General features: G+C 72.4%; 12 protein-coding genes. 4 read left to right on the top strand and 8 right to left on the bottom strand.

The features are described from left to right. Positions 1–45: 45 nt before the first annotated feature. Positions 46–1329, bottom strand: coding sequence for an adenylosuccinate synthase (locus ACIRJR_RS03825; RefSeq protein ID WP_403773264.1), 1284 nt, complete (start codon positions 1327–1329; stop codon positions 46–48). A 186-nt stretch (positions 1330–1515) separates the two neighbouring features. Between ACIRJR_RS03825 and ACIRJR_RS03820 the strand changes: the two genes are divergently transcribed. Then, entirely contained in the window at positions 1516–2355 is an 840-nt protein-coding gene (locus ACIRJR_RS03820; RefSeq protein ID WP_403773261.1) for a diacylglycerol kinase, read from the top strand. A 105-nt stretch (positions 2356–2460) separates the two neighbouring features. Here the strand turns inward: ACIRJR_RS03820 and ACIRJR_RS03815 are convergent, their stop codons facing one another. After that, positions 2461–3027 carry a GbsR/MarR family transcriptional regulator gene (locus tag ACIRJR_RS03815; RefSeq protein ID WP_403773803.1) on the bottom strand — a complete coding sequence of 189 codons (567 nt, stop codon included), beginning with the start codon at positions 3025–3027 and terminating at the stop codon, positions 2461–2463. A gap of 93 nt (positions 3028–3120) precedes the next feature. Between ACIRJR_RS03815 and ACIRJR_RS03810 the strand changes: the two genes are divergently transcribed. Genes ACIRJR_RS03810 through ACIRJR_RS03800 form a run of 3 tightly spaced genes read left to right on the top strand, consistent with a single transcriptional unit; the run spans position 3121 to position 6148 of the window. Then, positions 3121–4065 carry an ABC transporter ATP-binding protein gene (locus ACIRJR_RS03810; protein WP_403773258.1) on the top strand — a complete coding sequence of 315 codons (945 nt, stop codon included), beginning with the start codon at positions 3121–3123 and terminating at the stop codon, positions 4063–4065. Further along, entirely contained in the window at positions 4062–5717 is a 1656-nt protein-coding gene (locus ACIRJR_RS03805) for an ABC transporter permease (protein ID WP_403773255.1), read from the top strand. The genes ACIRJR_RS03810 and ACIRJR_RS03805 overlap by 4 nt, the downstream gene beginning before the upstream one ends. 35 nt (positions 5718–5752) lie before the next feature. Next, on the top strand, positions 5753–6148 hold the full coding sequence (locus tag ACIRJR_RS03800) for a hypothetical protein (RefSeq protein WP_403773252.1): 396 nt from the start codon (positions 5753–5755) through the stop codon (positions 6146–6148). Here ACIRJR_RS03800 and ACIRJR_RS03795 read toward each other — a convergent pair. The 6 genes from ACIRJR_RS03795 to ACIRJR_RS03770 form a co-directional block, all read right to left on the bottom strand. Then, a complete protein-coding gene (locus ACIRJR_RS03795) occupies positions 6131–7336 on the bottom strand; it encodes a cytochrome P450 (protein WP_403773249.1) in 1206 nt (401 codons plus the stop codon). The genes ACIRJR_RS03800 and ACIRJR_RS03795 overlap by 18 nt on opposite strands. Before the next feature lie 10 nt (positions 7337–7346). After that, on the bottom strand, positions 7347–8015 hold the full coding sequence (locus ACIRJR_RS03790; RefSeq protein ID WP_403773246.1) for a response regulator: 669 nt from the start codon (positions 8013–8015) through the stop codon (positions 7347–7349). Next, positions 8012–9322, bottom strand: coding sequence for a sensor histidine kinase (locus ACIRJR_RS03785; protein WP_403773243.1), 1311 nt, complete (start codon positions 9320–9322; stop codon positions 8012–8014). The genes ACIRJR_RS03790 and ACIRJR_RS03785 overlap by 4 nt, the downstream gene beginning before the upstream one ends. Before the next feature lie 74 nt (positions 9323–9396). Beyond that, a complete protein-coding gene (locus ACIRJR_RS03780; RefSeq protein WP_403773240.1) occupies positions 9397–10260 on the bottom strand; it encodes an alpha/beta hydrolase in 864 nt (287 codons plus the stop codon). A gap of 115 nt (positions 10261–10375) precedes the next feature. Continuing rightward, positions 10376–11563 carry a kynureninase gene (kynU, locus tag ACIRJR_RS03775; RefSeq protein WP_403773237.1) on the bottom strand — a complete coding sequence of 396 codons (1188 nt, stop codon included), beginning with the start codon at positions 11561–11563 and terminating at the stop codon, positions 10376–10378. Then, complete coding sequence (locus ACIRJR_RS03770; RefSeq protein WP_403773234.1) at positions 11556–12404, bottom strand: tryptophan 2,3-dioxygenase family protein; 849 nt, start codon at positions 12402–12404, stop codon at positions 11556–11558. The genes kynU and ACIRJR_RS03770 overlap by 8 nt, the downstream gene beginning before the upstream one ends. Positions 12405–12522 lie beyond the last annotated feature (118 nt).

The raw sequence follows: 12522 nt of genomic DNA, 5'->3' as shown, positions 1-12522 counted from the left end.
CCGGACCTTCCTCCGTGGAAGGTACGGCCGCCGTCGCGCGGTCTCCTACAGGAAGGAGTTGATCTCGATGGTCTCGGTACGGCCGGGGCCGACACCGATCGCGGAGATCGGGGCGCAGGACATCTCCTCCAGCGCCTTCACGTAGGCCTGCGCGTTCTTCGGCAGGTCGCCGAAGGTCTTGGCCTTGGTGATGTCCTCGGACCAGCCCGGCAGGTTCTCGTAGATCGGCTTCGCGTGGTGGAAGTCGGTCTGGTTGTACGGGAGCTCCTCGACGCGCTTGCCGTCGATCTCGTACGCCACGCACACCGGGATCTGCTCCCAGCCGGTCAGCACGTCCAGCTTGGTGAGGAAGAAGTCGGTGAGGCCGTTGACCCGGGTCGCGTACCGCGCGATCGGGGCGTCGAACCAGCCGCAGCGGCGGTCACGGCCGGTGGTGACACCGCGCTCGCCGCCGATCCGGCGCAGCGCCTCGCCGTCCTCGTCGAGAAGTTCCGTCGGGAAGGGGCCGGCACCGACGCGGGTGGTGTAGGCCTTGAGGATGCCGATGACCCGACTGATCTTCGTCGGGCCCACGCCGGCGCCGGTGCAGGCGCCGCCCGCGGTCGGGTTCGACGAGGTGACGAAGGGGTACGTGCCGTGGTCGACGTCCAGCAGTGTGCCCTGGCCGCCCTCGAAGAGGACGACCTTGCCCTCGTCGATGGCGTTGTTCAGGATCAGCGTCGTGTCGGCGACGTACGGCTTGATCTGCTCCGCGTACTGGAGCATCTCCTCGACGATCTTCTCCGACTCGATCGCACGCCGGTTGAAGACCTTGGCCAGGAGCTGGTTCTTCTGCTCCAGCGCCGCCTCGACCTTCTGCTCCAGGATCGACTCGTCGTAGAGGTCCTGGACGCGGATGCCCACCCGGTTGATCTTGTCGGCGTACGTCGGGCCGATGCCGCGCCCGGTCGTGCCGATCTTGCGCTTCCCGAGGAAGCGTTCCGTCACCTTGTCGACGGTGACGTTGTACGGAGTGATCAAATGAGCGTTGCCGCTGATCAGGAGCTTGGACGTGTCGACGCCTCGCTCGTTCAGACCGCTCAGCTCGGAGAGCAGGACCGCCGGGTCGACGACGACACCGTTCCCGATGACCGGGGTACAACCCGGCGACAGGATTCCGGAGGGGAGGAGATGCAGTGCGTACTTCTGGTCGCCTACGACGACCGTGTGGCCGGCATTGTTGCCGCCCTGGTATCGCACCACATAGTCAACGGATCCACCGAGGAGGTCGGTGGCCTTCCCCTTGCCCTCGTCACCCCACTGAGCACCGAGCAGCACAAGTGCGGGCACAGGCGTACACCCCTTCCGGGCGGGGCATGTCCAAGGTCAGGGGGCGTACGTAAAGGTCGTACCTGCCGCACGACGATGTACGGCAAAGCCTGAGCCGTCGAACCGGGTGCCCCGGAATAGACGAAGCCCCTGGCGCAATAGCGCAAGGGGCTCTTGCACCAAGATGCTACCCGAGGAAGGACCGAGGTGTCGGCTGCAGAGCCCCCCGGCGACGGCGACCACCAGCTACTCGTGCTCATCGACCCCCTTGCCCGCCGCTACGACGGCGAGTCCGTGCGCATCGCGAAGGACGTGCTGAGCGCCGGAGCGCACGCCAAGATCTGCCTTCCGGACGGCCCCGACGAGTTCGCCAGGGCCCTGTCTCGGCGGGGCTCCAGGCGTCCGGTCGTCGTGGGTGACGACCACGCGCTGCTGCGCGCGGTGTCCCAGCTCCACCGGGAGCGGGAGCTCTCGGACAGCGCGCTCTCCCTGATCCCGGTGGGTGCCGCGCACACACTGGAACTCGCCCATGCCCTCGGCGTGCCCCGGGGCGCGGTCGCCGCCGCGCGTACGGCGCTCGACGGGACCGCGCGCCGGCTGGACCTGCTCGTCGACGACAGCGACGGAGTGGTCCTGGGAGAGCTGCGCATACCCGCGGCCAGACCCTCGCCGGGCCCGCCCCACACGGTCTGGGACACCTGTCGCAGCCTCGTGGCCTCCCTGGTCCGTCCCGCTCCGCCCACCCCCGCGGGCCTCTCCCGCACCCACCGGCTTCGGGTCGAGGCGGACGGAGTCCTGCTCAACGACCTGGACCGGCCTGTGGAGGACGTCTCGGTGGCCGCCCAGGGCGACGGCGGCCTGGCCGACGTGGTCATCCACACGGCCTCCGGCGAGACGCACACGGCAGAGGCCAAGGCGGTCACGGTGGCCGGGCCGGACTTCCGCTACCGCGCGGACATACAGGTCGGGGGCCCCGTCAGGACCCGGACCTGGACCGTGCGGGCGGGTGCGTGGGGACTGGTGCTCCCTACGGGACCGGGGCGTTGACCCGGGGCGGGCCGGACCGGTCCGCGGCGGCCCGGCGGGTCCCGCCGGCCCGGCCCCACGGGTCCCGCCGCCGCGGACCCCACCGGTCCCCCGCCGCCACGGGCCTCACGGGCGCCGGCCGCCGCTCCCGCGGTGTCCGTCCGGCGCCCCTCCGTCTCGGTCCACCGCCCTGCGGCTCTCGCGCCACCGGTCGAGGATGCCGAGCAGTTCCGTCTGCAGGAAGGCGAAGAACTCCGCCGTCTCCACGAGCCGGGCACCGGCCGGGGTGTCCTCGCCCAGCAGGCCGGCCCCCTCCCGCAGGGTGCGCTCCCAGCGGGTCAGCACCTGGTCGCGGCTCGCGAAGGAGGCGTACCAGATGTCGTTGTGCAGGCGGTAGCGGTCGCGGCGTGAGCCGGGGTCGCGTTCACGGCCGACCATGCTGACCTGGGTGAGGTAGTTGACCGCGCCCGAGACCGCGGCCGGGCTGATCTGCAGCCGGCGGCCGAGCTCCGCCGAGGTCATGGAGCCGTCGTCGTCGGCGAGGAGCGCGGCGAAGACGCGCGAGGCCATCCGCTGCATCCCCGCTTCCGTCATCTCGGCCGCGAAGCGCTCGACGAAACGCGACACCGCGTCCTCGTCACGCTCCGCGCCGCCCTCCCCCGTCGTCCCGGGTCGCTCGGTCCCGCCGGCCATGACCTCCACCGCTTCCCCTGCTGCACTCATCTGCCCAACTTTATACGCTTCCTTAACTTCACAATTTTGTGAAATCCACGTACTTTCAGAATTATGACGAAGGCAATCACCGTCGCCGGACTGCACAAGGCGTTCGGGCGGACGCAGGCGCTGGACGGCCTCGACCTCGCCGTCGAAGCGGGCGAGGTGCACGGCTTCCTCGGGCCCAACGGAGCCGGGAAGTCCACCACCATCCGGATCCTGCTGGGGCTGCTGCGCCCTGATGCGGGCTCGGCACACCTGCTCGGGAAGGACCCGTGGCACGACTCCGTCGAGCTGCACCGGCGCCTGGCCTACGTGCCCGGTGACGTGGAGCTGTGGCCGGGCCTCACCGGCGGTGAGGCCATCGACCTGCTCTCCCGCCTGCGCGGCGGGGCCGACAAGCGGCGCCGCGACGAGCTGTTGGAGCGCTTCGGCCTCGACCCGACGAAGAAGGGCCGGGCCTACTCCAAGGGCAACCGGCAGAAGGTGGCCATCGTCGCCGCCCTGGCCTCCGACGCCGAGCTGCTCCTCCTGGACGAGCCGACCGCCGGGCTCGACCCCCTCATGGAGGTGGTCTTCCAGGACGTCGTCCTGGAGGCGAAGGCCGCGGGCAGGACTGTCCTGCTCTCCAGCCACGTCCTGGCCCAGGTGGAGAAGCTGGCCGACCGGATCAGCATCATCCGGCTCGGCAGGACGGTGCAGACCGGGTCGCTGAGCGAGATGCGGCATCTGACGCGTACGACGATCGAGGCCGAGACCGACCGGCCGGCCACCGGGCTCGACATGCTGCCGGGCGTGCACTCCGTGGAGGTCGTCGACGACGGCACCGGGAGCGGGGACAGAGTCCGGTTCGCCGTGGACGGCGGCCACCTCGACGCCGCGGTCCGCAGGCTCGCCGAGTTCGGCGTACGCGGTCTGATCAGCCACCCGCCGACCCTGGAGGAGCTCATGCTCCGCCACTACGGCGGCGAACTCGCCGCCGACGGCCACGGCCCCTCCCGCGAGGGCGCGCGATGAGCGCCGCGTCCGCCACCCGCACGCCCGCGGCCCGGGGCTTCGCCGTGCCGGTGGCGCTGACGGGCACCGGCGCCCTGGTCCGGTTCAACCTGCGCAGGGACCGTGTCCGCCTTCCCGCGTGGATCCTCGCGCTGCTCGTCGGCACGCTGTCCACCGCCGACAAGTTCAGGTCGCTCTACTCCGGCCCGGAGGCCCGCGCCTCCGTCGTCACCACCATGGACAGCCCCGCCGGGCTCGCCATGACCGGGCCCCGGCACTATCTGGACGACTACACCTACGGCTCGATGCTGGGCCACCAGCTTCTCGGCTTCGTCGCCGTACTGGTCGGGCTCATGAGCGTCCTGGTCATCACCCGTCACACCCGCGACGAGGAGGAGACCCACCGCGCCGAGCTGGTCCGCTCCACCGTCGTCGGACGCCACGCGCACCTGGCCGCCGCGCTCTGGGTCGCGGTGATCGCCGATCTCGCACTCGCCGTCCTGCTGGCAGCCGGACTCGGGGCCATGGACCTGGCCCCGGGCGGCGCCGGGAGCGCGCTGCTCTACGGCCTCGCGCACGCGGCGGTCGGCCTCGTCTTCGCGGGTGTCGCCGCGATCACCACGCAGATCACCGCCCACACCCGGGGCGCGTCCGGCATGGCGCTCGCCGTCATCGGGCTCGCCTACATCCTGCGCGCCGTCGGCGACGCGGGCGACGGCGAGGCGCTCTCCTGGCTCTCCCCGATCGGATGGGCCCAGCGCACCTACCCCTATGCGGGCGACCGCTGGTGGCCGCTGCTGCTCTGCGCGGCGATCGCGGCGCTCTGCGCCGGGACCGGATTCGCCCTGTCGACACGGCGCGACGTGGGCGCGGGGCTCCGCGCCGGCCGGCCCGGCAGTCCGACGGCGTCCGCCGCCCTGCTCCGCCCGCTGGGATTCGCGCTGCGGCTGCACCTCCCGGTGCTCGCCGGATTCGGTGCCGGCCTCTTCGTGATGGGCGCGATGTACGGATCGATCCTCGGCGAGGCCGACGACATGCTGAGGAACATCGACCAGGTCCAGGACGCGCTCCGGAGGATCGGCGGCACGAGCACGGTCGAGTCGTTCGCCTCGATGATCATGGTGATCCTCGCCGTCGTGGCCTCCGTGTACGTCGTCATGGCGGCCCTGCGCCCCCTGGCCGAGGAGAGCGCGGGCCGCGCCGAACCGCTCCTGGCGACCGGTCTGTCCCGCGCCCGCTGGGCGGGGAGCCACCTGGCCGTCGCGCTCGGGGGCGGCACCGCACTCCTGCTCGCCGGCGGACTCGGCATCGGCGTCCTGGGGGCGGCCTCCGCCGGAGACCCCGGGCTGGTGCTCTCCCTCACGGGTGCGGCACTCGCCTACGCGCCGGCGCTGTGGGTCACCGCCGGGGCGGCCGCGGTCCTGTTCGGCTGGCTGCCCCGGGCGGCGAGGGCGGCGTGGGCGGTCCCTGTGTACGCGTTCGTGACCGGCCATCTGGGCCAACTGCTGCGGTTCCCCGGCTGGACGCACGACCTTTCCCCCTTCGGACACGTCCCACAGCTGCCCGCGGCCTCCATGGACTGGACCCCCCTGGCCGCCCTCACCCTGATCGCCGCCGCCCTCCTCCTGTGCGGCCTGGAGGGATTCCGGCGCCGTGACCTGCGGATGACGTAGGGAACCGGCCGATGCGCGCGGGCGTCCTGCCACGCATGGAGCAAAGGGACGCGGCGGGGTACGGCGGGTGTGCGACGGCGGCGCTCGGGGCGGTCACCGCCCTGTACGTCTGGGGTTCGTCCCGGCGCACCGGCGTGCACATGGGCAGGGGCTTCGAAGGGGAGGGCCAGGACCTCTCCGTCCTGTGGACGGAGCTGCCCCTCGTCCTGCTCGCCGGAGCCCTGGTCCCTCCGGCCGCCTGGCTGCTGGCCCTGCGTCTGCTGCGCGGGCGCGGGGCACCGCGCTTCCGGGTCCTCACCGCGGCGGTGTGCGCGGCGGGCGTCCTCGCCCTGTCCGTATGGGCCCTGCACGGCTGGGCGAACCCGCAGGACCCGGACCGGGCAGGGCTGTCCGGGTCCCCCGGCGCGGGTCCCTCAGATCTCGACCTGTAGCCCCCGCAGCCCCCGGATCACATAGCCCGGATTCCACTCGGGCTCCGCCACCAGCCGCATCTCCGGTGCCCTGCGGAGCAGTTCCCCGAACGAGGCGGCCATCTCCACCCGTGCCAGCGGCGCGCCCAGGCAGTAGTGGATGCCCGCGCCGAAGGAGATGTGCGGGTTGTCCTGACGGGACAGGTCCAGCGTCTCCGCGTCGGCGAAGCGTTCCGCGTCCCGGTTGGCCGACGCGAAGAGCAGGGCGACCTGTGAGCCGCGCGGGATGACGGTGCCGCCGATCTCGATGTCGTCCAGGACCCACCGCGCGAACATGGGCACCGGGGTGTCGTAGCGCAGCAGCTCCTCCACCGCGGGCGGCAGCATGCCGTGGTCCGCGCGCAGGGCGGCCAGTTGCTCCGGGTGCCGGAAGAGCGTCCACCAGCCGTTGGCCGTGGCGTTGACGGTCGCCTCGTGGCCGGCGTTGAGCAGCAGCACGCAGGTGGAGACGATCTCCTGCTCGGTCAGCCGGTCCTCGTCGTCGTGGGCGGCGATGAGCCCGGAGATCAGGTCCGTCCCCGGGTCCGCGCGCCGCGCGGCGATCAGCTCCCGCAGATACGCGGAGAACTCGACGGACGCCCGCACGGCGGCCTCGGCGGTCTCCTCCGGCGGGTTCAGCTCGAACATCCCGCAGATCGCGGCCGACCACGGCCGCAGAAGCCCCCGGTCGGCCGCCGGGACGCCCAGCATCTCGGCGATGACGGCCACCGGGAGCGGCTCCGCGACCGCGCTCAGCAGGTCGCCGCCTCCCGCCCCGACGAAGTCGTCGACGAGCCCGGCGGCCAGCCGCTCCACGGTCGGGGCGAGCGCCTCGACCCTGCGGGGCGTGAACGCCTTGGCGACGAGCCGCCGGATCCGGGTGTGGTCGGGTGCCTCCAGGTCGAGGATCCCGTTCCCGTTGAGCGTGTGGAACGGCTCGTGGGCCTCGGGCGGCGCGGTGGTGCCGAACTCGTCGTGGCTGAAGCGGTGCAGGTAGGTCCGCCCCAGCCGCCGGTCGCGCAGCAGCCCGGACACGTCGGAGTAGTGCGGGACGAGCCACTGCCGCGTCGGCTCGAAGTAGTGCGCCCGGCCGGTGGCGCGCAGCGCGGCGTAGGCGGGGTACGGGTCGGCGACGAACGCCGGGGACCAGGGGTCGAAGGACACGTGCATGGGCCCGACGCTATCCGGGCGTGACCAGCCTCGCCTCGTACGCGAACACGGCCGCCTGGGTCCGGTCCCGCAGCCCCAGCTTCACCAGGACGCGGCTGACGTGCGTCTTGATCGTCGATTCGGCCACCACCAGGTGCGAGGCGATCTCCAGGTTCGACAGGCCCTGGGCGATCAGCACGAGCACCTCCGTCTCCCGCTCGGTGAGGTCGCCGATCCTGGCCATGGCGGGCGGCCGCGGCGCCTCGGCGATCTTCGAGAACTCGGTGATCAGCCGCCGGGTCACCGTCGGGGCGAGCAGCGCCTCGCCGGACGCCACCACCCGCACGCCCTCGGCGAGCTGCCGCGCCGAGGCGTCCTTGAGGAGGAAGCCCGAGGCACCGGCCCGCAACGCCTGGTACACGTACTCGTCGAGGTCGAACGTGGTCAGGACGAGCACCTTGGCGTCCGCGTCGGCGGCGACGATCTCCCGGGTGGCCTCAATGCCGTTGAGCTCCGGCATCCGGATGTCCATCAGCACCACGTCGGGCCGTAGCGCGGCGACCTGGGAGACGGCCTGCCGACCGTCGACGGCCTCGCCGGCGACCTCGATGCCGGGCATCGCGTTGAGCAGCACGGAGAAGCCCTCGCGGACCATCATCTGGTCGTCGACGATCAGTACCCGGATCGGGGACTCGTTCACGCGCCCTCACTCCCGTCGCGCTGAGCCGGTACGGGCAGGAACACGGCGACCTCGTAGCCGCCGTCCCCGGACGCCCCCGCCGTCATCTCCCCGTTCAGCATCGCGACCCGCTCCCGCATCCCCGTGATTCCGTGCCCGGCACCCGGGGACGGCTTGACCAGACCCCGCGCGGGGCCGTTGACGACACGCACCCCGAGCCCGCCGAGCACATAGCCGATCTCCACCTTGGCGGTGGCGCCCGGCGCGTGCCGGAGCGTGTTGCTCAGTGCCTCCTGGACGATCCGGTACGCCGACAGCTCGACGCCCTGCGGAAGCTCCCGGACGGCGCCGGTGACGGTCTTGTCCGTCTCCAGGCCCGTCTCCCGGACGTTGTCCAGCAGCCGGTCGAGCGCCGCGAGCGTGGGCTGCGGGGCGTCCGGCGCCTCGTAGTCCTCCGCCCTGACGACGCCAAGGACGCGGCGCAGCTCGGTGAGGGCGGCGACCGCGTTCTCCCGGATGGTGACGAAGGCCTGCTCCAGCTCGGGCGGCGGATTCTCCACCCGGTAGGGGGCCGCCTCGGCCTGGATGGCGACGACGGACATGTGGTGGGCGACGACGTCGTGCAGTTCGCGGGCGATGGTGGTGCGCTCCTCCAGGAGCGTGCGCCGGTCCCGCTCGACGGCGGTGACGGTGCGCTGCACGGTCACCTCGCGGTCGGCCTCGCGGCGGGTCTGCACGACCGTCACGACGAGCAGCGCCATGGCGGACGTGAAGATCATGCCGCCGTTGGTCGAGGAGGGATTCCAGGGGCCGATGGTCTCCATGAAGGTGCCGGCGGCCACGGTGATCACCCACATCCAGGCCGCGGTACGCGGACGGGTCCGCGCCGCCGCGACGACCAGGACGCCCAGGTGGCACACGAAGGCGTTCGGCGCCCACGGCCACTCCCCGCTGCCCACGACGGCCATCACCGGGGCCGAGGCGATCGACACCCAGAAGGCGAGGACGGGGCGGAGCAGGGTCATGAGCAACGTGGCGGCCGGCAGGAACGCGGTGATGATCGTCGCGATCCCGAACGGGGAGTACGTGTTCGACGCGAAGACGCCTCCCAGCAGCGCCAGCAGCGCGACCGCGCCCACCACCGCGTGCGGAAACCAGACGGCCCGCATCCGGACCGGCTTCGGCAGCCGGCGGATCACCGGCCCGTCCGTGCCGAGCGGGCCGAGCGGGCGGTAGGCGAACACGTCGTGGAAGAGGTCCTGCCGCAGGCCGCCTATCGCGCCTGCGGCCAGCCGGAACTCCGGGCTTCTGGTCTTGGTCTCGGTCACGTTTCCACGGTAGGCGGCGACCTGTGCCCCGGTCGTCACCAGTGATGCGGATCCCTGGCCGTCCGTCGCAAGTACTACCAGGCCAGCTGGGCGATCTCCTCGGCCACCACCGCGCAGGCGTCCGCGGAGGGGTCGATCAGCGGAAAGTGCCCCACTCCGTCCAGCAGCGTCAGCCCCACCATCTCGCCGGCCTTCGCCGCGGCGTCCACGAACGCCTCGGTGACGGCCTGCGGAACGGTCAGGTCCTCCACTCCCTGGACGACGGCCGTCGCGATCCCGGTCGGCAGCAGCAGGGCCGGATCGACGTGAGCGCTCCGCGCCTCGCACACCTCGGCGCCGCCGAGCAACTGGTGCACCGCACCCGAGCAGACGTCCAGCTCCACCGCGCTCGCGAAGTCACCGATGGGCGCCAGTGCGACGACCCCGCGCAGCGGCGGTGCGGCGGGCAGCCGCCAGGGCGAGCCCTCCGGGAGCACATGCCGCGCGGCGGCCCACAGAGCAAGCTGCCCGCCGGCCGAGTGCCCGGTGACCACGGTCTTGCGCAGGTCGGCGCCCGGCAGTTCCCGGGCCGCCAGCTCGGGCAGGGCGTCCAGGGCCGCCGCCACGTCGTCGAACGTCTCGGGCCAGCGGCCCGCGACCTGCCCGGCCGCACCCTCGTTCCCGCGCCGGTACTCGACGCTGGCCACGGCGAATCCTCGCCGCGCGAGGAAGTCCGCGAACGGCGAGACGTGCTGCCGGTCGTACGGCGCCCGCCAGGCACCGCCGTGCAGGAGCACGACGAGCGGAGCGCCGGACCGGCCGTCCCGCGGCGCGAAGAAGTCGATCACCTGGTCGGGGTGGCTTCCGTAGGCCGCGGACCCGTCGGGGGCGACCGCCGGATGGGCGAACGCCGACTCGGTCTCGGCGGCTTCGCGATCACGCGCGGCAGAATCCGACATGCTGCTCCAACCGTCCTACGCCTGTGCCCAACTGGACTGACCTGCGGGGACGGTACCAGTACGGCGGACCGCCGCCGCACGGGCCCGGAGTGCGGACCCGCACGGCGGGGGACGCTCAGACCGCCAGCACCTCGGCGAGGATCCGCGCCGCCCTCTCCGCGTCGGCGAAACCGACGTACAGCGGGGTGAAACCGAAGCGCAGGACGTCGGGGCGGCGCAGGTCGCCGACCACGCCGCGCTCGATGAGCACCCGCATCACGTCCTCGGCGTCCTCGCACCGCAGCGAGACCTGGCTCCCACGTTCCGCGTGGGGCACCGGGGTCACGGGCGCGACCCGCCCCTCGGGGGCGTAGGCGGCGACGCACTCCAGGAAGAAGTCCGTCAGCGCGAGGGACTTGGCCCGCACGGCCTCCACCGAAACGCCGTCCCACACGTCCAGCGCCGACTCCAGGGCCAGCATGGACAGGATGTCCGGGGTGCCGACCCGGCCCCGTACGGACCCCTCGGCGGGGGCGTAGCCGGGGGTCATCGCGAAGGGGTCGGCGTGCGAGGTCCACCCTGGCAGCGGTGAGTCGAAGGCCTCCTGGTGGCGCTCGGCGACGTACAGGTAGGCCGGTGAACCGGGGCCCCCGTTGAGGTACTTGTACGTGCAGCCGACGGCCAGGTCGACGCCGTGCGCGTCGAGGCCGACCGGCAGGGCGCCCGCGCTGTGGCACAGGTCCCAGACGGCGAGAGCGCCCGCGTCGTGGGCGGCGGCGGTCAGACCGGGCAGGTCGTGGAGCCTGCCCGTGCGGTAGTCGACGTGGTTCAGGAGGACCGCCGCCGTGCGCGGCCCGAGGGCCGCCGGTACGTCGGACGGGGCGACCGGGACGACACGGTGCCCCGTCATGCGGGCCGCCGACCCCGCGATGTAACCGTCCGTGGGGAAGGTCGTCGCGTCGACGAGGATCTCGTCGCGCCCGTCGCCCGCGAGCCGGGTGGCGGCGACGACGGCCTTGAAGACGTTCACACTGGTGGAGTCGCCCACCACGATCTGCCCGGCGGCCGCCCCGACCAGCGGGGCGATCCGGTCGCCGATCCGCTCGGGCGCGGTCCACCAGCCGCTCTCGCCCCAGGAGCGGATGCGCAGCGCGCCCCACTCGCGGGTCAGGACCTCCTGCATGCGCGCCGGCACATGACGGGGCAGCGCGCCCAGTGAGTTGCCGTCGAGGTAGACGGTGTCGTCGAGGGTGAACAGCTCGCGCAGTGCGGCCAGTTCGTCGGCGGCGTCGAGCGCCTCGGCGCGCTCCTTGAAGTCAGACATGGCTACGCGCCGTCCACAGCTCGGGGAACACGCTCTTGGTGGCCCGCTTCTCCAGCCAGGCGACCCCGGCCGATCCGCCGGTTCCGGTCTTCGACCCCATGGCCCGCCGGGTGGCGGTCAGGTGGTCGTTGCGCCAGCGCCACACCAGCTCGCCGACGTCGGTCAGCACCTCGCCGAGCCGCACGAGCTCGTCGTTCTGGTCCGGGGCGGCGTAGATCTCCGCCCAGACGGCCTCGACCGCGGGGGACGGCTCGTACTTCTGCGACAGGTCGCGCCCGAGCACCGACTGCGGGACGGGGTAACCGCGCCTGGCCAGCAGTGCGAGCGTCTCGTCGTACAGACCGGGCTCGTGGAGCGCCTTCTCCAGCTCGGCGTGGACCCGGGGCGCGCCCCGGTGCGGCACGAGCATGGACGCGGACTTGTCGCCCAGCAGGAACTCCATCCGGCGGTACATCGCCGACTGGAAGCCGGAGCCCTCGCCGAGCGATCCCCGGTAGGAGTTGAACTGGGCGGGGGTGAGGCCCGCCAGCGGCTTCCAGGAGGCGTTCAGGGCCTCCAGCTCCCGAAGCGAGCGCTTCAGGGCGTCCCGCGCGACCGGTATGCGGTCCTCGCGCAGGGCGTGCGCCGCGGTCTCCCACTCATGGACGATGACGGTGAACCACAGCTCCATGACCTGGGTGGTGACCAGGAAGACCATCTCGCCGGGGTCGTCCGAGCGCAGGTGCTGGAGGTGGGTCAGGACATCCGCCTGGACGTAGTCCTCGTACGGAGTCGTTCCCGCGAAGTCCAGGTGCGGGGTGTCCGCACCGGTGGCTTCGGGGTCGGGGTGGTTCGTCGACATTTCTGTCTCCTCGACACGAGCTTCCGGGTAGCGGTCCGCCCCTTCCTCTGAGGTGGTGGAGCTCCGGTCCCCTGCTCGGCATCCTAACGGCCTTCCTCCGGACGCGTCGGGCCCCGCG

It is taken from the genome of Streptomyces sp. NPDC102402, from assembly GCF_044765765.1.
Taxonomy (GTDB): domain Bacteria; phylum Actinomycetota; class Actinomycetes; order Streptomycetales; family Streptomycetaceae; genus Streptomyces.
Note: the sequence above shows the minus strand (reverse complement) of the source record. Positions and strands in the feature narration are given on the sequence as shown.

Excerpts from the sequence above, each read along its gene's own strand:
- ACIRJR_RS03805 (WP_403773255.1), top strand. The coding sequence starts at position 4,062 with ATGAGCGCCGCGTCCGCCACCCGCACGCCCGCGGCCCGGGGCTTCGCC.
- ACIRJR_RS03795 (WP_403773249.1), bottom strand. The coding sequence starts at position 7,336 with ATGCACGTGTCCTTCGACCCCTGGTCCCCGGCGTTCGTCGCCGACCCG.
- ACIRJR_RS03800 (WP_403773252.1), top strand. The coding sequence starts at position 5,753 with ATGGAGCAAAGGGACGCGGCGGGGTACGGCGGGTGTGCGACGGCGGCG.
- ACIRJR_RS03780 (WP_403773240.1), bottom strand. The coding sequence starts at position 10,260 with ATGTCGGATTCTGCCGCGCGTGATCGCGAAGCCGCCGAGACCGAGTCG.
- kynU (WP_403773237.1), bottom strand. The coding sequence starts at position 11,563 with ATGTCTGACTTCAAGGAGCGCGCCGAGGCGCTCGACGCCGCCGACGAA.
- ACIRJR_RS03770 (WP_403773234.1), bottom strand. The coding sequence starts at position 12,404 with ATGTCGACGAACCACCCCGACCCCGAAGCCACCGGTGCGGACACCCCG.
- ACIRJR_RS03810 (WP_403773258.1), top strand. The coding sequence starts at position 3,121 with ATGACGAAGGCAATCACCGTCGCCGGACTGCACAAGGCGTTCGGGCGG.
- ACIRJR_RS03815 (WP_403773803.1), bottom strand. The coding sequence starts at position 3,027 with ATGGCCGGCGGGACCGAGCGACCCGGGACGACGGGGGAGGGCGGCGCG.